Genomic DNA, 19642 nt, shown 5'->3' with positions numbered 1-19642 from the left:
AGGATAACCGGGTGGGTGGCGCGTGGGTCGGTCCGGGAACCGAACCCCGTATCGCACGAATCCTGGAGACACCCATGTCCACAACACGTACCGCCCTGGTGATCGGTGGCGGCATCGCCGGCCCCGTCGTCGCGACGGCCCTGCGCAAGGCGGGCATCGACGCCCGCGTCTACGAGGCCTACCCCGGCCCTTCCTACGGCATCGGCAGCGGACTCGCGCTGGCGCCCAACGGCATCGCCGCCCTCGACATCATCGGAGCGGGCGATCCGGTCCGCGAGATCGCGCTGCCGGTCACGAAGATGAACATGGCTGTCGGAGACAAGGTGCTGGCACTGCCGGGCCTCTCCGATGTGCCGCCGCTGCAACTGGTCGACCGCAGTGAGTTGCATCGAGCGCTGCACCGGCACGCGACCGCGGCGGGGGTGCCGTTCGAGTACGACAAGCGCCTGGTCGACGTGCACGAGGACGAATCCGGCAGCACCGCCCGGTTCGCCGACGGCAGCACCGCCACCGCCGACGTGCTGATCGGCGCGGACGGCATCCGCTCGCGGGTGCGCACGCTGATCGACCCGAACGCCCCCGGTCCCGGCTACACCGGCATGCTCGGCTTCGGCGCGACCACCGAGTGCGACGCCGAGATCCCCGCCGACACCATGACCTTCGCGTTCGGCAAGCGGGCGTACTACCTGTACTGGCCGCTCGGCGACGGGCGGGTGGCCTGGGGTGCGAACCTGCCGCACAAGGAGTATCTGTCGCTCACCGCGGCGCGGGCGGTACCGAACGCGCACTGGTTGAAGATCCTGCGCGAGACCTACCGCGACGACAGCCCCGGCGGCGAACTCGCTCGCCGCACCACCGAGGACCAGCTGGAGGTGGTGGGTGCGCTGCACATCATGCCGCCGGTGCCGCGCTGGCATCGTGGACGCATGGTGCTGGTCGGCGATGCCGTGCACGCCCCGTCCAACAGTTCCGGCCAGGGCGCGTCGCTGGCGATCGAGAGCGGTGTGCAGCTGGCCAGGTGCCTGCGCGATCTGCCCGCTCCTGAGGCGTTCGCGGTCTACGAGCGGCTGCGGCGCGAGCGCGTGGAAGGCGTCGCGGCCCGCGCGGCGAAGATCAACCACAGCAAGACGCCGGGGCCGGTGGGACGCAAGTTCATGCAGCTGCTCATGCCGCTGATGGCCAAGACCGTGATGAAACCGGAGAAGACCATGGGACCCGAGCAGCGCTACCGGATCGATTGGGAGGCACCGGCCGAGCGCGAACTCGCGGCGGTGTGAGTCGAGGGTGAAGTCCCGCAGGGCCGACCTGCGGGACCGATCCTCGGGTGAGCGGCGATTCGGCGGCGGCAATCGGACCGCCGGATCGACACGGTTCCTGGGCGCCGCCCGGCCCGCATGTCGAGCCGGTCCAGCATCGGATGGTCGTGGCGGGCGAGAGAGCCCCGATCAGCGTCGTGCCGCGCGTTCGCGCAGAATTCGCGTGGTCTGCTCGTCGGCGGGCAGAAACGCCTCCAGTTGCAGCTCGGCGAGTGTGACGTCCACCGCGGTGGCGAACGAGGTGAGCGTGGTGATCAAACGCAATTCCCCTTCGGCGCAGCGCAGGTGCAATGGCACCGCGAAACCCAGATGCCCCGGCCCCGGCTCGGTGGACGGCAGATAGGTCTCCAGCTCGTCGATCAGCCCGTCCAGGACGGGGTCGGGGCTGCGGGCCATCCGGTTGCGCAGCGCTTCGGTGACGTGCCTTCCCCATTCGGGCAGGTTGACCACGCGGGCGGCCAAGCCGTCCGGATGCAACGCGAGCCGCAGCACGTTGACCGGTGGTTCCAGCAGCCACGGCGCGGCGCCCTCGGTGAGCACGTCGAAGGCGGCGTTGGCGGCGAGCAGGATGCCGTAGGGCCGCACGACCAGGGCCGGGTAGGGCAGATGACCGTCCAGAATGGCGCGTAACGCCTCCAGCACCGGCGCCAGTTCCACGGTGTCGAGTTCCGATTCGGGGAAGATCGGCGCGTATCCCGCGGCCAGCAGCAGTCCGTTGCGTTCACGCAGGGACAGCTCCAGTGATTCGGCCAGCCGCACCACCATGGTGCGGCCGGGGCGCGAGCGGCCCTGCTCCAGGAAGCTCAGATGGCGTTGCGTGGTGTCGGCGCGGATCGCGAGGTCGAGCTGGCTGACCCGGCGCAGCGTCCGCCAATGTTTGAGCTGCCGGGCGAACCCGGTGGACTCGATCGCCGTTGTCATAGCAGCAGTATCGGTGGGCGGGCAGCGGGCTCGCCATACCCTGCGGGGAATCGCACAGACTTCGAACGGCGGCAAAACTCTGCCGCATGAACAACAAATTCGATGAGCAGGAACTCTCCCGATTCGCCGAACGGTACATCGCGTTGTGGAATGAACCCGACGCCGAAGCCAGGCGCAAGCGGATCAGGCGGCTGTGGTCCGAGGACGGCGCCCAGGTCCTGGTGGATCCGCCGCAGGGCATGCGGGAAGCGTTGGCCGCGCTGGCCTTTCCGATCCCGACCGTGGAGATCCGTGGCTATGAAGCGCTCGACCGCCGCGTCGACCGGGCGTACGACGAGTTCGTCGCTCCCGGCGAGCACGTGTTCGTGGCCGAGGGGCAGGCGGTACGCCTCTCGGTGAACCTGATCGGCCTGACCTGGCACATGGTGACGAAGGCCGACGGCGCCGTCGTGGGCGGCGGATACGAGGTCATCGCGCTCGACGACGACGGCCGGATCCGGTGGGATCACCAGTACATCGGCGTCGCATGAGGCCCGTCGCCTACCATCTCGACCCTTCGCGCGGCGCGGGCGCGCTGACCGCCGCGCCGCAGGAGATGCCGGTGCCCGGCGCACGGCAGGTGGTGATCCGGGTGCGGGCGGCGTCCCTGAATCGTCGCGATCTGATGCTGGTGGACGGTACGTACCCCCTGCCCGCCACCCCCGGCGTCGTCCCGCTCAGCGACGGTGTCGGCGAGGTGATCGCCGTGGGTGACGACGTGACCCGCGCCGCGGTGGGCGACCGGGTGACCGCCACCTACTTCGTCCGCTGGGTCGACGGTCCGCAGCGTCGGTCGCACGTCGTCGAGCAGTACGGCGCCACCCATCCCGGCATGCTCGCCACTTATGCCGTGCTGGAGGAGGATTCGGTGGTGCACGTGCCCGGTCACCTCACCGACCCGGAAGCCGCGACGCTGACCTGCGCCGGGGTGGTGGCGTGGGCCGCGCTGAGCACGCCGTCGCCGGTGCGGCCGGGCGAGACCGTCTTGACCGTCGGCAGCGGATCGGTAGCGCTTTTCGGCGTACAGCACGCGAAAATGCACGGCGCCAGGATCATCTCGATCACCTCGAACGATCGCAAGGCCGAGCGGTTACGCGCGCTCGGAGCCGACGAGGTGATCGATCGCAGCCGGACCCCGGATTGGGAAAGCGCCGTGCTGGACCGCACCGGCGGTGACGGCGTCCACCACGTCCTCGACGCGGTGGGCATGCCGACACTGGCGAAATCCGTGCGGTCGGGCGCGTACAACGCGCGGATCACGATGATCGGCGCGATGCCCGCCACCGACCCGCCCGCGGGCAATCCATTCGGGGCGTCGTATCTGTCGATTCGCCGCATCGCGGTGGGCAGCCGAACGGATTTCGAGTCGATGAACCGAGCGATCGCCGTCCATCGGATGCGTCCCGTCATCGACCGGGTGTTCGCTTTCGAGGAAGCCGAGGCGGCCTACCGGTATCTGCGCACCGGTGATCCGTTCGGGAAGGTGGTGATCGAGATTCCCTAGGACTCAGGGGCAGGCGGTCAGAATCCGCACCATGGCGTCCTTCTCGGCCGGGGTGACCCAGAGCTGGTAGGCCGCCTTGACCTGGATCTGCCTGGTCAGGTAGGCGCAGTGGTAGCCCTTGCTCGGCGGCAGCCACTCGGCCGCGTCGGAGTCGCTCTTGGACTGGTTGGTCGGGCCGTCGACGGCCTGCAGGTTCAGCGGGTCGTTGGCCAGGTCGCGGCGGCGTTCGGCGGAAAGCTGCTGTGCGCCTTTCTGCCAGGCGTCCGACAGCGCGACGACGTGATCGATCTGCACGTCGTCGGAGGACTTCGTGCCGCGCTTGAAGGCGATGGTCTTGCCGGTGTACGGGTCGGCGAGCGTCCCGGTGGCGACGATGCACTTGCCCGACTTGAACGTCACGTCGGTCATATCGCGCTGGAGGATGTCGTTACGGGTGTCGCAGCCGTTGCCGCCGCCGGGCACCGAGACGTTGTCGGTCCAGGGCGGCCCGAATTCGTCCCGGCTGTAGCCGGTTTTGGGCGCGCGCTCGGCCACGCGCAGGGAGTTGAGCAGGGCGAGAGCGTCGCGGCCGGGAATCGGGGCGGCGGCATCGGCGCACGCCTTGCCACCGGAACCGCATCCCGCCGCCGTCGACTGGCTGGGGTGAACCGAGGAGCAGGAGATCAGTCCGATGGAAGTCGCCACCATGATGCCGATCAGAGCCAGCCGCCGCGTTGTGGACTTCATCGAACTTCCTAACGCCGAACCCACTTGAAACTGTAACCGGCGACAAGGTATCCAGTGGCAGGGTTCGCGCAACCCAACGGCGCGTATGAGATTCGGCACAGCCCGGCCGTTAACGGGCGATGCGCCAGAGCGATCGGGCAGGAGTGGGCCCGCCCCCGAATCGCCGTGCCGGCGCCGATTCGGGGGCGGTCTATCACGAGGAGGCCTGGGGAGCCGCGCGGTTGTGCGGATGGTTGTCCACTCCGAAAACCGCACTGGTACGACACCACGGGGCTGATGAGGGGGAGGTCCCGAGGTGTCGAGCCGCGCCTGCTCCGGACTCACTCGTGACGATCATGGTGATCGGGATCAGGGGGGGGTGACCAGGGAAAGTCCCTACCGGGTAGGGCGCCAGCACGCATCCGCTCCATCTCGATCTCACTTGGTCCTACGTATCAAGACAGTAGATAGGACGCGTGGCGATTGGCAAGTTCGTTCTGGAGGATCGAAAAATTTCTCAGCCGATCTTCAGTTTGGGCCATACATCTACTGCATGAGTACGGATGTGTACGTGAGATGACAGTGCGGTGCGGGTCGCCGTCCGGCTGGCCTTTATGTGACGATGATCACTTCGTGTCACAGGCAGGTAAATCGTGTGTCGAAACGGGTGTGGGCAAGCGAGCCCGACCTGAAAGGACCACATCATGCCGACCGTCGACGTTCTCGACTCCTTCATGAACTACCGCGACACCGGGGTGGGGGACACCCCGGTGGTGTTCCTGCACGGCAATCCGACCTCGTCCTACCTGTGGCGCAACGTGATCCCGCACGTCGCCGATCGCACCAGGGCGCTGGCGCCGGATCTGATCGGGATGGGGGATTCCGGCAAGCCGGACAGTGGCTACCGCTTCACCGACCACGCCGCCTACCTGGACGCCTGGTTCGACGCGCTCGGCCTGGACCGGGTGGTGCTGGTCGGGCACGACTGGGGCGGCGCGCTGGGCATGGACTGGGCCGCGCGGCATCCGGGCCGGGTGTGCGGCATCGCGCTGATCGAGACCTTCTTGCGGCCGATGCGCTGGGACGAACTGCCCGCGCTCGGTGCCGAGTTGTTCCGCAAGTTCCGCTCTCCGGAAGGCGAGCGGATGATTCTGGAGGAGAACACTTTCATCGAGTTCAACCTGCCCAGGGGCATCGCCGACCTGGCCGCCGAGGATCACGACGTGTACCGGGCGCCGTACCCCACCCCGGCCACGCGCAAGCCGCTGCTGGTGTGGCCGCGTGAGTTCCCGCTGGACGGCGAGCCCGCCGACGTGGTGGCGCTGGTGCGGAACTACGGCGAGTGGGCGGCCGCCACACCCGAGGTGCCGAAATTGCTGATGGCGCTGGAGAACGGCGTCGGATTGGGTGCGGCGGAGGCGATCGACTGGGCCGCGAGCACCTTCGCGAGCGCCGAGGTCGCGCCGATCGGCCCGGCGGGCCACCACGCGCCGGAGGACCGGCCGGACGAGATCGGCCGGGCGGTCGCGCAGTGGATCGACCGGCACGCCCTGGTCGGTGCGGCCGCTCGCTCGTGACCTCGTGCCCGGTGTGACCGGGCCGTGCTTGCGCCGACCGCGACGCGAGCCGAATGATGGCCGGATGAGCACCGAGCACGACCGGGTCGCAGCGGAAGAAGAAAAGGCCATGGTCGCCCGCGCGGTCGCGGGCGACCGGGAGGCCGTCGCCCAGGTGGTGCGCCTGCTGCAGGACCCGCTGTATCGGCTGGCCCTGCGCATGGTCTGGCGGCCCGCGGAGGCCGAGGACGCGACGCAGGAGATCATGGTGCGCGTCCTCGACCATCTGCACAGCTGGCGCGCCGAGGCGAAACTGCTCACCTGGGCCTATCGCATCGGCGTCAATCACCTGCTGAATCTGCGGCGGCAATCCCCGCAGGAGGCCGCGCAACTGAGCTTGGACTCGTTCCGGGACGGGCTGGCCGACGGATTGTCGGAGGCGGATCACCGCGGGCCGGAAGCGGTGCTGCTGACCGCCGAGGTGCGGCTCACCTGTAGCCAGGGCATGTTGCAATGCCTAGCCCGCGACGAACGGATCGCCTTCGTGCTCGGTGAGGTGTTCGAACTGAGTTCCGCCGAGGCCGCCTGGATCCTCGAGGTCACCCCGGCCGCCTATCGAAAGCGGTTGCAGCGAGCCAAGCAGCGGCTCGGGAACTTCTTGAACGCGACCTGCGGCCTGGTCGATCCCGCGGCGTTCTGCCGCTGCTCGCGCCGGGTGGACCGAGCGCTCGCCTCGGGACGGGTCGACCCGCGCCGCCCGGTGTACGCGCGCCATCCGGTCAGCGCGGGCGGTCGTACCGCGGCCGAGGCCGAACGGCAGATGATCCGGTTGCACGACGCGGCGTCGGTGCTGCGTGCTCATCCGGACTACGCCGCGCCGCAAGCGAAAATGGACGCGATCGCGGGGCTGCTCGGTTCCGGTCGTTTTCCCATGCTCGAGCAGACATGACCCGAACGGCGGCTCGCGTCGCGGCCGAATCGCTCAGCCGGGCGTCCCGGGGCCGGACGAGCCGGTGGCAGTCCGGGTGGCGAAGGGAGAAGCTCCTCGTAGTTCCCTTGCGAGATGGGCGATGTGGGCGGGGCCGACGCGGCAGCATCCGCCGATGATCCGCGCGCCCCGCGCGTACCAGTCGCGGGCTTGTCCCGGCGTGAACTGTGGGGGACCGGTCCAGCGCCGGCGCGCCGCATCCCAGCCTTCGCCGCTGTTGGGGTAGGCGACCACGGGTTTGCCGGTGCGGGCGGCGAGTTCCACCGCGGCCGGGACATCGGCGGGCGCGCAACAGTTCACGCCGATCGCGACGATCGAGGTCGAGTCCGCGGCCACCGCGAAGGCGTCGCCGAGCGGTTGACCGGCACGCGTGCGGTCGCCGTCGATGGTGTAGCTGAGCCATGCGGGCACCCCGAGCTCGTTCACCAAGTCCACCAGTGCCTCGGCCTCATCGATATCGGGAACGGTCTCCACGGCCAGCAGGTCCGCGCCCGCCTCGGCGAGCACCTCCATACGCGGCCGATGCCATGCTCGCAGTTCGGCCACGGTGCGGCCGTAGCGGCCGCGATATTCCGATCCGTCGGCGCGTGCGGCGCCGTACGGGCCGACCGAGGCGGCGACCCATCGGCGCCGCCCATCGCGGGCGCGGGCATCGCGCGCCGCGCGGGCCAGCGCCACGCCGCGCTGCCACAGCCGCACCGATTCCGTCCCGGTCAGCCCGCGCGCGGCGAAACCATCGAGGGAAGCCTGATAGGTCGCGGTGGTCGCGATGTCGGCGCCCGCGCGGAAATAGGCGGCGTGCACCGCCTCGATCGCGGCGGGTTCGTCCACGAGCAGGCGCGCCGACCACAACGCGCCGGACAGGTCGTGGCCGCGCGCCTCCAGCTCGGTCGCCAATCCACCGTCCGAGATCAGTGCCCCCGCCGCGGAGTCGAACAGCACGGTTCCACTGTAGGACGCCGTTTATTCGTCGTCGCTGGGCTGGGCGGTCGGTGGCACGCCGGTGTCGAGGAAGCGGATGAGCCGCTCGATGCGTGCCGTGTGGTCGACGCAGCGTTCCAGGTGATGCCCCAGCAAGGCGATATCGATCGCTACCTCGGTGGACGGCTGGGTCGCCGGGTCGCGCAGCGCGGAATGCAGCCGCTGGTGCAGCGTTTCCATCGGGCGAGCGGCGGGCGTCTCCTCCTCCGGCAGCGGGTGGCGGCCCGCGACCGCTTGCCCGGCCAGCGCCGTGCGCTCGGCCGCCAGCTTGCCCATCGTGGCGAGGATGTCCAGGATCGGTTGCTCCGCCGCGTGTCCGGGATGACTCTGGTACACCTTGTCGGCGACCCGGCTGGCGAGCCGGCCGATCTGTGACAGTTCACCGGCGATCTGGATCGCCGTCACCACGTGCCGCAGGTCGCGGGCCACCGGCGCCTGTAGTGCCAGCAGCACCACGGTGCGCGCCTCGCACGCGCCGTACATCTTCTGCAACTGCTCGTCGAGCGCGAAGACCTCGTAGGTCGCGGTGAGATCGGCGTCGACGAGCGCGTCGGTGACACGCTCGACGGCGTCGTGGGCGAGCGTGCACATCAGCGTCAGATCATTCGTCAACGCGATGAGCTCGGCAGTGAACTGGGTGCGCACCGCCAAATTCTCACCCATGGAGGGGCGCGGGGTCGATTCCTTGCCGGATGTTCTTCGGTAACGGCATCGCCACGGCCGACCGGCCGACCGGCCTCGCGGAGGGAGACGCCGGAGCTCGGCCGCTCGCGAAGCCGTGAGCGCGGCTGAAAGCCGCAGTTCCAGCGCCTTTTCGAAGCTGCACCGCGCTGCGGCGAAACCGGCGCGCGAGATCGGGAGACCGGGGGCCGATCTCCCGGCGAACGAGCTGCTGGTCGACGGGAACTCAGCGGATTCGCGGAGAGATATTGCGAGGCGGCTAATTTGTGGCCCGCATCACAGAAAGCTATTGGTGCGCAAAGGTCCTCGCTTGATTGCTCCCCGCATGCCCCATGCGGTCCGGTGCGGCGGCACGACCGATCAGCACTGTGCGACGCGAGGTACGGCCGTTTGCGCCCCGATGCCTGACAGTGCCATAGCGCACCGCATGCGGACTCCTGCCCTGTTCGACGCCCGAAACGCGGCCGTGGCGCGGCCTGCCGACGGGTGTGACCGGTGCTACGGTCGCGGCATGCCGAACTTGCGCGACATCCAGCATCGGGTGGTGACAGCGTTCCAGCGCCGGGTGGGCAATCCGCTGCTCAGCACGCTGCCCGGGCAGACAATCCTGGAGACCACCGGCCGGGTCAGTGGGCAGCCGCGGAGCACCCCGATCGGCGGGCGGCGGGTCGGGCGGGAGTTCTGGCTGGTCTCGGAGTTCGGCGAGCGTTCGCAGTATGTCCGGAACATCAAGGCCGACAACCGGGTTCGGCTGCGGTTGCACGGGCGCTGGCACACCGGCACCGCCCATCTGCTGCCCGAGGACGACCCGCGTGCCCGCCTGGCCGCCCTGCCGCGCGCCAACAGCGCGGCCGTGCGGCTCGTCGGGACCGATCTGCTCACCGTGCGCATCGATCTGGACGACTGAGCTCGCGCCCGGGGCGCGGATACCGATCACCCGACCGGGACGCGAATAGTTTGCTGGGACGATGGTGGGCATGATCCGTGTATTGCTCGCCCGCTGGACCGTAGTGGTACCGCTGCTGGCCGTCCTCGCCCTCGCGGCCACCTGGGGCCGCGGTCTGCCCGGTGTCGCGGTGACGATCGTGGCGGTGGCCTTGATCGGGGCGGTGCTCGCGGCGGTGCACCACGCGGAAGTGGTCGCGCGCCGCGTCGGTGAACCGTTCGGCTCGCTGGTGCTGGCCGTCGCGGTGACCGTGATCGAAGTCGCGCTCATCCTCACCCTGATGGGCCACGGCGGTGACAAGACCGCGACTCTGGCCCGCGACACGGTCTTCGCCGCGGCGATGATCACCTGCAACGGGATCTTCGGGCTCTGCCTGCTGGTTGGCGCGTTGCGGCGGCGGGTGGCGGTATTCAACGCGGAAGGCACCGGTGCGGCGCTGGCCACCGTGGCGACGCTGGCCACGCTCAGTCTCGTGCTGCCGACCTTCACCACGAGCAAGCCGGGTCCGGAGTTCTCACCCGCGCAGCTGGCTTTCGCCGCGGTGGCCTCACTCGCGTTGTACGGCTTGTTCGTGCTCGTGCAGACGGTGCGTCATCCGGGCGACTTCCTGCCGGTCGAGGTGGGCGGCACCGTCGCCGACGGCGACGAGCACATCGAGTCGCCCAGCGCGCGTACCGCTCTTACCGCCCTGGCTCTGCTGCTGGTCGCCCTCATCTGCGTGGTGGGGCTGGCGAAGGTGGTCTCGCCCGCCGTCGAGTCGGCGGTGGAGTCGGCGGGACTGCCGCAGTCGGCGGTCGGCGTGGTGATCGCGTTGCTGGTGCTACTGCCCGAGACGCTCGCCGCGGTCCGGGCCGCGCGCCGCGACCAGGTGCAGATCGGTCTCAATCTGGCCCTGGGTTCGGCCATGGCGAGCATCGGCCTGACCATCCCGGCGATCGCGGTGGCGAGCATCTGGCTGGACGGCCCCTTGGTGCTCGGTCTCGGCGCGACCCAGATGGTGCTGCTGGCCCTGACCGTCGTCGTCGGCGGCCTGACGATCGTGCCCGGACGCGCGACACTCCTCCAAGGGGGCGTCCACCTGGCGGTGTTCGCGGCTTTCGTCGGCCTGGCCGCCAGCCCCTAGCATCGGTTTCTCGCGGCCCGCGCACTCGGCCGCAGCGGTCAGTGCGGGTGCTGCGCGGCGTATCTGGCGCGTTCCCGCGCTTCCCGCTGGGTTTGTCGCGGGTTCTTCAGATCGGCGGGCAATCCGTGCTTCGCGAGCCGGTGCGCGCGGTTCATCGGCATGAAGGCGACGGTGTAGAACAGCGCGAGCAGCAGCGCCAGCAGGACCATCGCCCCGCGCAGCCACAGTTCGCCGGGAAACAGCAGGAACGCCGCGAACAGCGGTGTGAACGGCACCAGCCCGCGCAGGACATGCCGGGTGGCGGCGAACCTGCCGGTCAGGTCGTCGCGCACCCACTCGCGCATCGAATCGGGCAGGCGGCGTCCGAAGGCGTAGCCGATCCACTGGATCGGGTGGGGCCGCCGTCGTTCTCGTGTCATCACCGGGCTCCTCGGTTGGGGGATGGGGCGTCGGCCTCCGCGAGCACCGATCGGCGGGCCGCCTCGTTCACCCGGGTGAGGGCGTCGCGCAGCTGCTCGAGGTCGGCCATGGTCACGCCGAGGCGCTGCACGACGGCGGGCGGGATCTGCTCGGCCTTCGCGCGCAGCGCGGCTCCGTCCGAGGTCAGATTCACCACCAGGTTCCGCTCGTCCCGGCTGTCCCGTTCGCGACTGATCAGTCCGGCCGCTTCCAGGCGCTTGAGCAGCGGGGACAGCGTCGGAGAGTCGAGCTGGACGGCCTCGGCGATCGCTTTGACCGACATCGGCGCCGCACCCCACAGCGCGAGCAGCACCAGATACTGCGGGTGGGTCAGGCCGAGCGGCTCCAGCAGCGGCCGGTAGACGGCCAGCACGGCACGATTGGCCACCGCCAGCGCGAAGCACACCTGGCGGTCCAGGCGCAGCGGATCGTCGATCTCGGGCTCCATCGGTCCTCCTTGTCCGCGCTCCAAGTTAGCGCATTAATGGTTAGTGCGTTAATCGATGTGGGCGACATCTCGGCGCGAGATACCGGCTCCGAGGCCGCCGCTGGATACCGTGAGATCCATGCACTACGGACGCGGGGCCGATCCGCGCATCCAGGAACTGGACGCGGTTCGTGGCTTCGCGCTGTGCGGCATCCTGGTGGTGGATATCTGGCGGATCGCCGGCATGGCGGCCACGGACGAATCGGGCGTGCTGATGCCGATCCGGCACGTGCTGTCGGTGGTGTTCGAGGCGCGGTTCTTCCCGATCTTCTCGTTCCTGTTCGGAATCGGCTTCGCATTACTGCTGGACAAGGCCGCGGAGCGCGGCGAGCGCCCCCGGTTGGTCCTGATCCGCCGCTTGCTGGCGCTCGGGGTGATCGGCGCGGTCCACCAGCTGTTCCAGCCGGGTGAGGCGCTGCTTCCGTACGCGCTGGCCGGGCTGGTGATCCTGCTGCCCGCCTCGGCGCTGCCGAACTGGGTGGTGCTGGTGGCCGGACTCGCGGGCACGTTCGGCGTGGCGCTGGCCCTGGGCGGCGGGCTGGCCCTGGCGCCCGGGTTGTTCCTGCTGGGCCTGGCCACCGCGCGCGCCGGAATCGTGGACACCCTGGATGAGCGGGTCTGGCAGATCGGCGCCGCGTTCGCCCTCGCCCTGCCCGCCGCGATAGTGGCGGGAATGTGGGAGTACCGCACACCCTATCTGGAGCTGTGGTCCACGCCGGCCACGGCGGTGGCGGGCCTGCTGGGTGCGCTGGCCTACGTCACCGGATTGCTGCTGTTGCTGCGCGTCGAGCCCGGTCAGGTCCTAGCGGAGGTGTTGCGGCCGCTGGGCCGCATGGCGTTGACCAATTACGTGGGCGCCACCGCGCTGATCCTGCTCGCCGCACCGCGTCTGGGTCTGTACGGCTCCGGCGACTACGCGCCGGTGCTGGGGTTGGCGGTCGCGATCATCCTGGTACAGGCGGTGTTCAGCGCGGTGTGGTTGCGGTTGTTCGAATACGGTCCGCTGGAATGGGTGTGGCGCTGTGTCACCTGGTGGTCGGTGGCGCCGATCCGGCGGGTGCGCATGCCGAGCCGTCCGTATTGAACTCGGCCGCCGTCGTCGGGCCTCGGCGCCCTCCGGATTCTTCAGCGTTGCTCGTTCTCGATCCGTCGCAGGACATTCAGCATCGCCAGCACCGACTCGGCGCGGACCGTACCCTGTCGCAGCCCGTCGCGTAGCACCGGTTCCAGTGCCTCGTGCGCGGGGTTTCCCTTGAGCGCGTTGATCAACGCCAGTTCGCTGCCCCGCGTGGCCGCCAGCCGGGGCTCGGTGAACGGATCCAGGCTGGCGAGCCCGAAGTAGCCGCGGAACACCTCCAGCGTCTCGTAGGAGGGGTTCACCGCCTGCCCGGTGCGCAGCTTCCAGAGGTAGTTGGCGGACAGGCGCGCGCCGGTGGCGCGATGGATGTCCGCGGCCAGCGCGCGGTGGGTGATCTGGTGCGGCCGCCCGTCGTTCCCGGTGGGCGGGTGCATTCCGTCGATGAGCGTGTTGAGCGCCCGCGTGAACGGGTGTAAGTCCTCCCCCATGGCAGCGTTGTCTCCTGTGGTTGACAGGGCATGTGGCGTAGATCATACTCGTGCGTGCTCCGCCTGCGCATGCCGTTGTGGTCGCCCCGAAGGGTGAGTGACCGCGAAGGGTTCGGCGCCCGAGAGCGGTAGCAGGTGGGGCGATCATCGTCGCTCGCCCCATCTCCTCGGCGTTTGCGGGGCGGCCCGTGCGAAACCGCAGCGCCAGAAGCGCTCTCGCGCATATGCCGCGAACTGCCTCTCGCTCCGGATGTGGACGGGTTCGAAAGCGGCGCGGATGAGTGACCGGGCGGACCCGCGTGTTGCCCGACCGGGTGCGTGCGCCGCAGACGAGGGCGCCGACGTTCGATGCCCTTGGCGGACCGCGGGTCTCGAGATGGTCGCGCCGGTGATCATCTCGTAGTAACGCGGGCGTGATCGCTCCACCGACGGCGGCACGATCGAATCGTCTGCCCGCGAGGGCCTTCCGGTGCGGGTTCCTCGAGGCCCGCTCGGTGTCGACGGCCTTTCGGGCGTGGCGATGCGTGGCACGGCCTGCGCACGCATGCGCTGGGGCGTCGGCCACCGATTCGGTGGAAACTCGGCGTTCGACCACACCCGTCACCCGCTCGGTGCCGGTGCGGCAACCGGAGGATGTGGGGTCCGCGGCGACGGGCCCGCGGGGTGCCTACCAGGGCTTCGCGCCGGTCGGAGGTCTTGGGCGGCCGCGCGGCGGGCGAACGTCGATCAGGAGGCGGAGGCTCCGGTCTGCCGGATCGCGTCGAGAACCTCGCCGTAGGTCATCGTCGTCGAGTTCACGAGCGCGCGCTCCGACGACACGTCGATGTCGACGGAGTCGATGCCGTTGACGCCGCGCAGCGCCGATTCGATCGCCGACGCGGACTCGCGCGTAACGTTGTGCAGGGTAACTGTGTACGTCATGCGAATCGCATTGACCGATTCGATCCGCTCAAACTTTCCTTTTTGTCGCGTTTGACTGCCGGGGGCCCGGGAATAGCGGAGTTGTCAAACGACTCGACGCAACAGGGATTGCCATGATCATCATTATCGGGCTCATCGCCTTGATCGCGGCCGTGATCGTCGGAGTTGCCGCCGTAGTGGGCAACACCGGCTCCGCTCAGCAACTGACGAGCGATTTCGCGGTATTCGACTATCACTTCCACGGTTCCACCGGAGCACTGTTCGGTTACGGAGTGACCCTCGGTGCGATCGGGATGTTCGGACTGGCCCTCGTGCTGTCCGGCGCCTGGCGGGTGACCCGTCGCGGCGTGGTCGCGCGTCGTGAACTCGCGAAGTCTCGCCGCGAGATGGCGGCGGTGCGGCGTGATCTGACGGCGGACACTTCCGCACCGGCGGCGCGGGCTCCTCAGCAGGAGCCGGCCTGGCGGCGGTGGCTGCACACCCCCCGTTCGGGTACTGCCCGGACCGATCGCGGCGCGACGGTCTCGACTTCGAAACCTGTGACCGCGAAGTAATTGAGAAGAAAAGGAATACGACAATGATCATTCTCGGCCTCATCCTCTTGGTCCTGGGCTGGCTGCTCGGAATTTCGCTGCTCACCACCGCGGGCATCATCGTGCTGATCATCGGGCTCGTGCTGCTGGTGGCCGGCTCGGTGGGCCGTCCGGTGGGTGGCCGCCGCTGGTATTACTAGGGATTGCTCATGAAGTTCGAAGATCGCCTCGCGCACCGAGTGCAAGCGACCAGGGGCAGCGTGAAGAAATTCCTCGGCCGAGCGACCGGCAACCCCCGGCTGGAGGCCGAGGGACGGCGTGAGCAGGGCCGCGGCAACGTCAAGCGCGCCGCGGACAAACTGCGGGACGCTTTCAAGCGCTGACCGCGCACCGCCCGCCCGTGCCGGGCGAAGGCCATCGGCCTTCGCCCGGCATCGGCGTGTTCCGAGCGGTGCCCTGCGTTCGAGTCAGAGGCCGGCGACGTCGGTGAGCTGGCCGATGCCGTAGGTGACGGCCATGGCCAGCGCGCCGCCGAGTACCACCCGGATCATCGCCCGGCCACGGGAGCTACCACCCAGCCGGGCGCTGACCGACCCGGTGAGCGCGAGCGCGGCGAGCACGGCCCCGAACGTCACCGGGATGCGGGCGGTGACCGGCGGTAACAAGATGGCCAGTAGCGGCAGCAGCGCGCCGAGCGTGAAGGCCACCGCCGAGGAGAACGCCGCCTGCCACGGATTGGTCAGTTCGGCGGGATTCAACCCCAGTTCGGCCTCCGCGTGCGCGGTGAACGCGTCGTGCGCGGTGAGTTCTTCGGCGACCTTGCGCGCCGTTTCGGGCGTCAGGCCCTTGGCCCGGTAGATCCCGGTGAGTTCGGCCAGCTCGTAGTCCGGTTCGTCGCGCAATTCCCTGCGTTCTTTCGCCAGCAGAGCCCGCTCCGAATCGCGCTGGGTGCTGACCGAGACGTATTCGCCCACCGCCATCGAGATCGCCCCCGCCGAAAGACCCGCGATGCCCGCGGTGAACAGGGCCTGGGTGTCGGTGGTCGCCGCCGCGACGCCGACGACCAGTCCCGCTGTGGACACGATGCCGTCGTTCGCGCCGAGCACTCCCGCGCGCAGCCAGTTGAGCTTGGATGCGAAGCCGTTGGCGTGCGGTTCGTGCGGATGTGCGCCGGAGGCGCCGGTCGTGCGGTCCATGAAGACGCACCTTAATCACCCCGCGACGCGCGGGCGGGAACCACGACGCTGGCGCGGCTATGTGCGGGGCGGGCGGGGAACCGCGAGCGGATGCGGAAGCATCGTGCGGTGGATGACCTGGAGGATCAGCAGGAACAGGACCGAAAGCCCCGCGGTGGCGAAATCCCCCGCCAGCACCGCGAGTACGGCGAACGCGCCGAAAACGGGGAACTCCAGCACCGCGCACCAGCGCAGGATCCGCAGCCGCCTGGCGTTGGCGCTCAGCCGCTGCACACCGTCGTCGATGATGGTCAGCGCCGTCTCGTAGCGCACCATGCCGTCGCCGACCTGGACGAACATGTGCACCGCCTGGTCGCGGCTGAGTTCGCCGAGCCAGGCCCGGTCGATCAGCCGCTTGCCCTCCTCGGCGACCTCCTTGATAACCGCGTCCATGCGGCCCCCTTCCCAGTCGATCGGAGAGTCTAGCGGCCGAATCGCGCCTTCCCAGGGGCGATTCGAGCGGGCGACGCCGCGCGGGCCGCTGCCGCGCCCTCGGATGACTACGAGGGCCGCTCGATCTCCGAACGGTCGTCACGAATGCCGAGCCACGCGAAGTCCCGTGCCCTGGTGATCGCGACCAGTTTCTGGCGCTCGGCCAGCCGGGCTCGTTCGCGGCTCGCGCCCGTTCGGGGCCCCGCGCCACCGGACCAACTCGGATGGAAGACCGCCGCGAAGTCGAGCCCCTTGGCGCGGTGCACCGTGCCGACCTTGACCGCGGGGTGCGGCGTCCCGTCGTAGTCCTCCAACGGCAGCGTCGCGATGCCGACGGCGTCGAGCGCCCCGGCGAGCCGGGCGGCCTCCTGCCGCGTCCGGGTGAGTACCGCGATGTCGGACAACGGTTTCCCGCATTCGCGTATGCCGTCGACCAGCGCCGGCTCCAGGTAGTGATCCGGTCCGCGCCAGATCCGCACCACGCCGTCGGGCAGGGTGACGTCGGCGTCGCGCAGCAGCACGCCGGGCGCGTCGTCGAAATCGCCGAGCTCGTTCACCGCATCGATCCCGGCGGCGTTCTCCCAGACGCGACGGCGGTTGCGGTAGTTGACCCGCAGGACCTCGCCGCGGCCGCGCAGGTCGATGCCCGCGTCGGCCATGCGCCAGCCCCCGGCGTACACCTGCTGCTGGCCGTCGCCGAGCAGCAACAGCGGGCTGGACCCGTTGCCGCCCGCGATGGCGTGGGCCAGCCGCAGCCCGGCCAGCGTCATGTCCTGCACTTCGTCGACGACGACCGCGTCGTAGGGTTCGGGCAGCGGCTCGTTGCGGATCTCGGCCAGGGCGATGGCGATGACGTCGCTGTAATCGGAGATCCCTCGTTCGCGCATCTCGCTCACGTACGGGACGTAGAGTTCGTGCCACACCTCGGCACGCCGGTCGTCGTCGAGACGAATGCCGTTGCGTCCGTGACGCTCCGCGCGCTGATAGACGTCGAGATCGTCGATCTCACGACCCTTGATGACCCGATCGATCTCCTCGCGCCAATAGCTTCGGTGCGGCTCGATGTCCTCGAAGACGGCTCTCGCCTGCTCCCAGACCCGGCCGAACACCTGGTCGGCTCCCCGCGGGTCGAGCTTCGGCGCCGCGATCCGCTGCTCGAGGAAAGCCATGGCCCAGGAATGCAGGCCGGCGAACTGGACGCGCCCCTCGGTCCCCGGCGCGAGTCGCCGGAAATAGGTCTCCTGGCAGTTCGCGAGCGTCTTGACGAACGTCGTGTACAGCTGACGTCCGGTGGACCGCTTCGCCTGCCTGGCCATGCGGTGCAGCGCGACCACCGTCTTGCCGGTGCCGGCGGGACCTGCGATCCGGGCGGGGCCGGTGTAGGTGCGCGAGACCAGCACCTCCTGTTCGGGATCCAGGAAGGTCATCCAGTGCTGGAACGGCATCTCCAGGGCCGCATCGCGCTGCGGCGACAGCACTTCCGACCGATCGAGCAGGGCCGGATCCGGCGCGTCCGGCGTCACGTCCTCGATCTCGAGCAGGTCGTACTCCCTGGCCGACTGGTGGGCGACGGTGTTCGCGATGGCCTGTACCCGGGTGGGCCGCAACTGCCGGGGGCGTGCGCGGATGACCCGATCGAGTTCACCCGGCCCGGCGACGGCGAACCGGCCGTCCCCGCGCCGCCGGATCTCGCCCGGTACGAGCAGAACGATCTGCGCGTCATGGGCGACGATCTTCTCGCGCCCGAACTGCAATTTGCCGAACGTCGCTTCGGCATGGCGGCGGAGGCCGTCGAGTTCGGCGGGGACGTCCTCGGCGAAGCGAAACGCGAAAAGCCCTGTGCGGCAGATCAGCAGCGCGTGGGCATGGTCGGCGGGCACCGGATCCCGGTGGACGAGAAGGTACCGTCCCGGCTCGGCCAGCGCCTCGGCGAAGAACGTCCGCTGCTGCGATGTGTAGCCGGGACTGCGGGTCAACGCATCGGTGACAAGCGAAAGCCAGGTGTTCATGGAGTCCCCCTTCCGGTGCACACCTACCCCGTCTTCGACGGTAAAGACACGGCGTCGAGGAGGGAATGGGTCGAGCGCTTTCGGGGGCAACCGTTATCGAAACGGACGGACCGGACGCCGGAATGTTGTCGTCGCGTCACCCGAATGTGTTGTGCGGCCGGGTTCTCGGCTGCGCGCCGGTGCGGCGCACGGCGCTGGGCGTTGCGCCCCACCATCTTCGGGCGCATCGGGTGAACGTCGCCTGCTCGGACAACCCGATCAGCGAGGCCACCTGACTCATCGGCATGTCCGTCGTGGTCAGATACCGTCGCGCCGCGTCCCTGCGGACCTCGTCCAGGATCGTGGCGAACGAGGTGTGCTCGGCGGCGAGACGTCGTTGCAGGGTGCGCGGGTGCACCATGAGAAGCCGTGCCACCGCGCCGATCTCGGGTGCGGCGGTGCCGAGCAATTGCTGCGCCGCGGCGCGTACCTGCGGGGCGATCGCCGCGGCCGCGTCGCCGGACTGCGCGGCCAGGAACGCCATGGCCAGCCGGTGCAGGTTCTCGTCACCGCCGGTGAGCGGCCTGCTCGCCAGGCTGCTCGGCACCCGCAGCGCCGCGAACGGCCGCTCGACGCGCACCGGCGCCCCGAAGAACTTCTCGTAACCGGCGACCGCCGCCGCCGGGCGATAGGGCAGCTCGACCGAGCGCAGCCCGTAGCGGTCGTCCACCAAGCGCTGAATGGTGCGATGCACGAATGCCAGCCCGAGGTCGGTGCCCTGGACGGGTGTGGGAAGTCCGGGCCGCATGCCGTAGCGCAGCGCGATCACGCCGCGATCGCCATAGGGGTCGGGCTCCAGCGTCAAGCTGAGCGACCGCGCGTGCAGGAACAGGTATCGCGACGAACACTCGAGCACGTCGGCCAGCGACGCCGAATTGCGGATGGCCAGCGCCAGCGGGCCGAGCATGTCCAGGTCCTGCCGATGGGAGATCCGTAAGCCCAGGTCGGGACAGCGCAGCTGGTGCGCGGCCAGTTCCAGCACCGCCGCGACTGACTCGTCGGGCACGAGCAGGTCGCCGGTGTCCAGGGCGGCCACCGGCAGGCCGCATGCCGTGGCCAGCGCCTCGGCGTCGCCACCCAGCTCGGCGACCGTCGCGCGAAATCCGCGCAACCCCGCGGAGCGAATCACCGACATGTCGTCGAGGATCAAATACTTGTCGCGCAAAGTCAAGAAAGCGGCCGCGCTCGGCTCGCACACTGG

The 19642-nt window shown here is 69.5% G+C and carries 23 protein-coding genes; 11 read left to right on the top strand and 12 right to left on the bottom strand.

All coding sequences use genetic code 11. The features are described from left to right. Nucleotides 1-74: 74 nt before the first annotated feature. Complete coding sequence (locus ABZ803_RS25925) at nucleotides 75-1277, top strand: FAD-dependent monooxygenase (protein WP_357043059.1); 1203 nt, start codon at nucleotides 75-77, stop codon at nucleotides 1275-1277. A 168-nt stretch (nucleotides 1278-1445) separates the two neighbouring features. On the opposite strand, the gene ABZ803_RS25920 is transcribed toward ABZ803_RS25925, so the two are convergent. Next, nucleotides 1446-2237, bottom strand: a complete 792-nt coding sequence (locus ABZ803_RS25920) for a helix-turn-helix transcriptional regulator (protein WP_357043057.1) — start codon at nucleotides 2235-2237, stop codon at nucleotides 1446-1448. Between the two features lie 86 nt (nucleotides 2238-2323). Here ABZ803_RS25920 and ABZ803_RS25915 point away from each other — a divergent pair, with 86 nt between their 5' ends. Together ABZ803_RS25915 and ABZ803_RS25910 are read left to right on the top strand one after the other, a co-directional pair. After that, nucleotides 2324-2767, top strand: a complete 444-nt coding sequence (locus ABZ803_RS25915; protein WP_357043055.1) for a hypothetical protein — start codon at nucleotides 2324-2326, stop codon at nucleotides 2765-2767. Beyond that, entirely contained in the window at nucleotides 2764-3780 is a 1017-nt protein-coding gene (locus tag ABZ803_RS25910; protein WP_357043053.1) for an NAD(P)-dependent alcohol dehydrogenase, read from the top strand. The genes ABZ803_RS25915 and ABZ803_RS25910 overlap by 4 nt, the downstream gene beginning before the upstream one ends. A 3-nt stretch (nucleotides 3781-3783) precedes the next feature. On the opposite strand, the gene ABZ803_RS25905 is transcribed toward ABZ803_RS25910, so the two are convergent. Then, nucleotides 3784-4506 carry an HNH endonuclease family protein gene (locus ABZ803_RS25905; protein WP_357043051.1) on the bottom strand — a complete coding sequence of 241 codons (723 nt, stop codon included), beginning with the start codon at nucleotides 4504-4506 and terminating at the stop codon, nucleotides 3784-3786. Nucleotides 4507-5189: 683 nt separating this feature from the next. On the opposite strand from ABZ803_RS25905, the gene ABZ803_RS25900 reads away from it, so the two are divergent. After that, entirely contained in the window at nucleotides 5190-6062 is an 873-nt protein-coding gene (locus tag ABZ803_RS25900) for a haloalkane dehalogenase (RefSeq protein ID WP_357043049.1), read from the top strand. Between the two features lie 64 nt (nucleotides 6063-6126). Then, nucleotides 6127-6990 (top strand): RNA polymerase sigma factor, encoded by an 864-nt coding sequence (locus tag ABZ803_RS25895; RefSeq protein ID WP_357043047.1) that lies wholly within the window; start codon nucleotides 6127-6129, stop codon nucleotides 6988-6990. A gap of 33 nt (nucleotides 6991-7023) precedes the next feature. Here ABZ803_RS25895 and mmuM read toward each other — a convergent pair whose 3' ends face one another. Further along, a complete protein-coding gene (gene mmuM, locus ABZ803_RS25890; protein ID WP_357043126.1) occupies nucleotides 7024-7968 on the bottom strand; it encodes a homocysteine S-methyltransferase in 945 nt (314 codons plus the stop codon). Between the two features lie 24 nt (nucleotides 7969-7992). Continuing rightward, nucleotides 7993-8655, bottom strand: coding sequence for a PhoU domain-containing protein (locus tag ABZ803_RS25885; protein WP_357043045.1), 663 nt, complete (start codon nucleotides 8653-8655; stop codon nucleotides 7993-7995). Between the two features lie 547 nt (nucleotides 8656-9202). On the opposite strand from ABZ803_RS25885, the gene ABZ803_RS25880 reads away from it, so the two are divergent. Both ABZ803_RS25880 and ABZ803_RS25875 read left to right on the top strand, forming a co-directional pair. Further along, nucleotides 9203-9598, top strand: a complete 396-nt coding sequence (locus tag ABZ803_RS25880; RefSeq protein ID WP_357043043.1) for a nitroreductase/quinone reductase family protein — start codon at nucleotides 9203-9205, stop codon at nucleotides 9596-9598. A 70-nt stretch (nucleotides 9599-9668) separates the two neighbouring features. Beyond that, nucleotides 9669-10760, top strand: coding sequence for an ionic transporter y4hA (locus ABZ803_RS25875; RefSeq protein WP_357043041.1), 1092 nt, complete (start codon nucleotides 9669-9671; stop codon nucleotides 10758-10760). A gap of 38 nt (nucleotides 10761-10798) precedes the next feature. Here ABZ803_RS25875 and ABZ803_RS25870 read toward each other — a convergent pair whose 3' ends face one another. Next, on the bottom strand, nucleotides 10799-11179 hold the full coding sequence (locus tag ABZ803_RS25870; protein ID WP_357043039.1) for a DUF5313 family protein: 381 nt from the start codon (nucleotides 11177-11179) through the stop codon (nucleotides 10799-10801). Then, the gene (locus ABZ803_RS25865) at nucleotides 11179-11667 is read right to left on the bottom strand and encodes a MarR family transcriptional regulator (RefSeq protein WP_357043037.1); all 489 of its coding nucleotides are present in this window, start codon (nucleotides 11665-11667) and stop codon (nucleotides 11179-11181) included. Before ABZ803_RS25865 ends, ABZ803_RS25870 begins: the two co-directional genes overlap by 1 nt. A 118-nt stretch (nucleotides 11668-11785) precedes the next feature. Between ABZ803_RS25865 and ABZ803_RS25860 the strand changes: the two genes are divergently transcribed. Beyond that, nucleotides 11786-12790 (top strand): DUF418 domain-containing protein, encoded by a 1005-nt coding sequence (locus tag ABZ803_RS25860; protein ID WP_357043035.1) that lies wholly within the window; start codon nucleotides 11786-11788, stop codon nucleotides 12788-12790. A gap of 41 nt (nucleotides 12791-12831) precedes the next feature. On the opposite strand, the gene ABZ803_RS25855 is transcribed toward ABZ803_RS25860, so the two are convergent. Both ABZ803_RS25855 and ABZ803_RS25850 read right to left on the bottom strand, forming a co-directional pair. Next, complete coding sequence (locus ABZ803_RS25855; protein WP_357043033.1) at nucleotides 12832-13272, bottom strand: hypothetical protein; 441 nt, start codon at nucleotides 13270-13272, stop codon at nucleotides 12832-12834. Nucleotides 13273-13998: 726 nt separating this feature from the next. Next, nucleotides 13999-14193: a heavy-metal-associated domain-containing protein gene (locus tag ABZ803_RS25850; protein WP_062971665.1), complete on the bottom strand. Its 195-nt coding sequence runs from the start codon at nucleotides 14191-14193 to the stop codon at nucleotides 13999-14001. 113 nt (nucleotides 14194-14306) lie between these two features. Between ABZ803_RS25850 and ABZ803_RS25845 the strand changes: the two genes are divergently transcribed. The 3 genes from ABZ803_RS25845 to ABZ803_RS25835 are packed head-to-tail and all read left to right on the top strand — an operon-like array spanning nucleotide 14307 to nucleotide 15109. Next, nucleotides 14307-14747: a hypothetical protein gene (locus ABZ803_RS25845; protein WP_357043031.1), complete on the top strand. Its 441-nt coding sequence runs from the start codon at nucleotides 14307-14309 to the stop codon at nucleotides 14745-14747. A 23-nt stretch (nucleotides 14748-14770) separates the two neighbouring features. Then, nucleotides 14771-14926 carry a DUF6131 family protein gene (locus tag ABZ803_RS25840; RefSeq protein WP_085994835.1) on the top strand — a complete coding sequence of 52 codons (156 nt, stop codon included), beginning with the start codon at nucleotides 14771-14773 and terminating at the stop codon, nucleotides 14924-14926. A 9-nt stretch (nucleotides 14927-14935) separates the two neighbouring features. After that, nucleotides 14936-15109: a CsbD family protein gene (locus tag ABZ803_RS25835; RefSeq protein ID WP_084498963.1), complete on the top strand. Its 174-nt coding sequence runs from the start codon at nucleotides 14936-14938 to the stop codon at nucleotides 15107-15109. Between the two features lie 84 nt (nucleotides 15110-15193). Here the strand turns inward: ABZ803_RS25835 and ABZ803_RS25830 are convergent, their stop codons facing one another. The 4 genes from ABZ803_RS25830 to ABZ803_RS25815 form a co-directional block, all read right to left on the bottom strand. Further along, a complete protein-coding gene (locus tag ABZ803_RS25830; RefSeq protein WP_357043029.1) occupies nucleotides 15194-15922 on the bottom strand; it encodes a VIT family protein in 729 nt (242 codons plus the stop codon). 57 nt (nucleotides 15923-15979) lie between these two features. Then, nucleotides 15980-16354, bottom strand: coding sequence for a hypothetical protein (locus ABZ803_RS25825; protein ID WP_040865226.1), 375 nt, complete (start codon nucleotides 16352-16354; stop codon nucleotides 15980-15982). 107 nt (nucleotides 16355-16461) lie between these two features. Then, on the bottom strand, nucleotides 16462-18402 hold the full coding sequence (locus ABZ803_RS25820; protein WP_357043026.1) for a UvrD-helicase domain-containing protein: 1941 nt from the start codon (nucleotides 18400-18402) through the stop codon (nucleotides 16462-16464). A gap of 136 nt (nucleotides 18403-18538) precedes the next feature. Continuing rightward, entirely contained in the window at nucleotides 18539-19576 is a 1038-nt protein-coding gene (locus ABZ803_RS25815; protein ID WP_357043024.1) for an AraC family transcriptional regulator, read from the bottom strand. Between the last annotated feature and the right edge of the window lie 66 nt (nucleotides 19577-19642).

This window comes from Nocardia sp. NPDC047648 (assembly GCF_040642815.1).
Classification (GTDB): Bacteria; Actinomycetota; Actinomycetes; order Mycobacteriales; family Mycobacteriaceae; genus Nocardia; species Nocardia gamkensis.
Note: the sequence above shows the minus strand (reverse complement) of the source record. Positions and strands in the feature narration are given on the sequence as shown.

Excerpts from the sequence above, each read along its gene's own strand:
- ABZ803_RS25925 (WP_357043059.1), top strand. The coding sequence starts at position 75 with ATGTCCACAACACGTACCGCCCTGGTGATCGGTGGCGGCATCGCCGGC.
- ABZ803_RS25920 (WP_357043057.1), bottom strand. The coding sequence starts at position 2,237 with ATGACAACGGCGATCGAGTCCACCGGGTTCGCCCGGCAGCTCAAACAT.
- ABZ803_RS25915 (WP_357043055.1), top strand. The coding sequence starts at position 2,324 with ATGAACAACAAATTCGATGAGCAGGAACTCTCCCGATTCGCCGAACGG.
- ABZ803_RS25910 (WP_357043053.1), top strand. The coding sequence starts at position 2,764 with ATGAGGCCCGTCGCCTACCATCTCGACCCTTCGCGCGGCGCGGGCGCG.
- ABZ803_RS25905 (WP_357043051.1), bottom strand. The coding sequence starts at position 4,506 with ATGAAGTCCACAACGCGGCGGCTGGCTCTGATCGGCATCATGGTGGCG.
- ABZ803_RS25900 (WP_357043049.1), top strand. The coding sequence starts at position 5,190 with ATGCCGACCGTCGACGTTCTCGACTCCTTCATGAACTACCGCGACACC.
- ABZ803_RS25895 (WP_357043047.1), top strand. The coding sequence starts at position 6,127 with ATGAGCACCGAGCACGACCGGGTCGCAGCGGAAGAAGAAAAGGCCATG.
- ABZ803_RS25880 (WP_357043043.1), top strand. The coding sequence starts at position 9,203 with ATGCCGAACTTGCGCGACATCCAGCATCGGGTGGTGACAGCGTTCCAG.
- ABZ803_RS25875 (WP_357043041.1), top strand. The coding sequence starts at position 9,669 with ATGATCCGTGTATTGCTCGCCCGCTGGACCGTAGTGGTACCGCTGCTG.
- ABZ803_RS25870 (WP_357043039.1), bottom strand. The coding sequence starts at position 11,179 with ATGACACGAGAACGACGGCGGCCCCACCCGATCCAGTGGATCGGCTAC.
- ABZ803_RS25865 (WP_357043037.1), bottom strand. The coding sequence starts at position 11,667 with ATGGAGCCCGAGATCGACGATCCGCTGCGCCTGGACCGCCAGGTGTGC.
- ABZ803_RS25860 (WP_357043035.1), top strand. The coding sequence starts at position 11,786 with ATGCACTACGGACGCGGGGCCGATCCGCGCATCCAGGAACTGGACGCG.
- ABZ803_RS25855 (WP_357043033.1), bottom strand. The coding sequence starts at position 13,272 with ATGGGGGAGGACTTACACCCGTTCACGCGGGCGCTCAACACGCTCATC.
- ABZ803_RS25850 (WP_062971665.1), bottom strand. The coding sequence starts at position 14,193 with ATGACGTACACAGTTACCCTGCACAACGTTACGCGCGAGTCCGCGTCG.
- ABZ803_RS25845 (WP_357043031.1), top strand. The coding sequence starts at position 14,307 with ATGATCATCATTATCGGGCTCATCGCCTTGATCGCGGCCGTGATCGTC.
- ABZ803_RS25840 (WP_085994835.1), top strand. The coding sequence starts at position 14,771 with ATGATCATTCTCGGCCTCATCCTCTTGGTCCTGGGCTGGCTGCTCGGA.
- ABZ803_RS25835 (WP_084498963.1), top strand. The coding sequence starts at position 14,936 with ATGAAGTTCGAAGATCGCCTCGCGCACCGAGTGCAAGCGACCAGGGGC.
- ABZ803_RS25830 (WP_357043029.1), bottom strand. The coding sequence starts at position 15,922 with ATGGACCGCACGACCGGCGCCTCCGGCGCACATCCGCACGAACCGCAC.
- ABZ803_RS25825 (WP_040865226.1), bottom strand. The coding sequence starts at position 16,354 with ATGGACGCGGTTATCAAGGAGGTCGCCGAGGAGGGCAAGCGGCTGATC.
- ABZ803_RS25820 (WP_357043026.1), bottom strand. The coding sequence starts at position 18,402 with ATGAACACCTGGCTTTCGCTTGTCACCGATGCGTTGACCCGCAGTCCC.
- ABZ803_RS25815 (WP_357043024.1), bottom strand. The coding sequence starts at position 19,576 with ATGTCGGTGATTCGCTCCGCGGGGTTGCGCGGATTTCGCGCGACGGTC.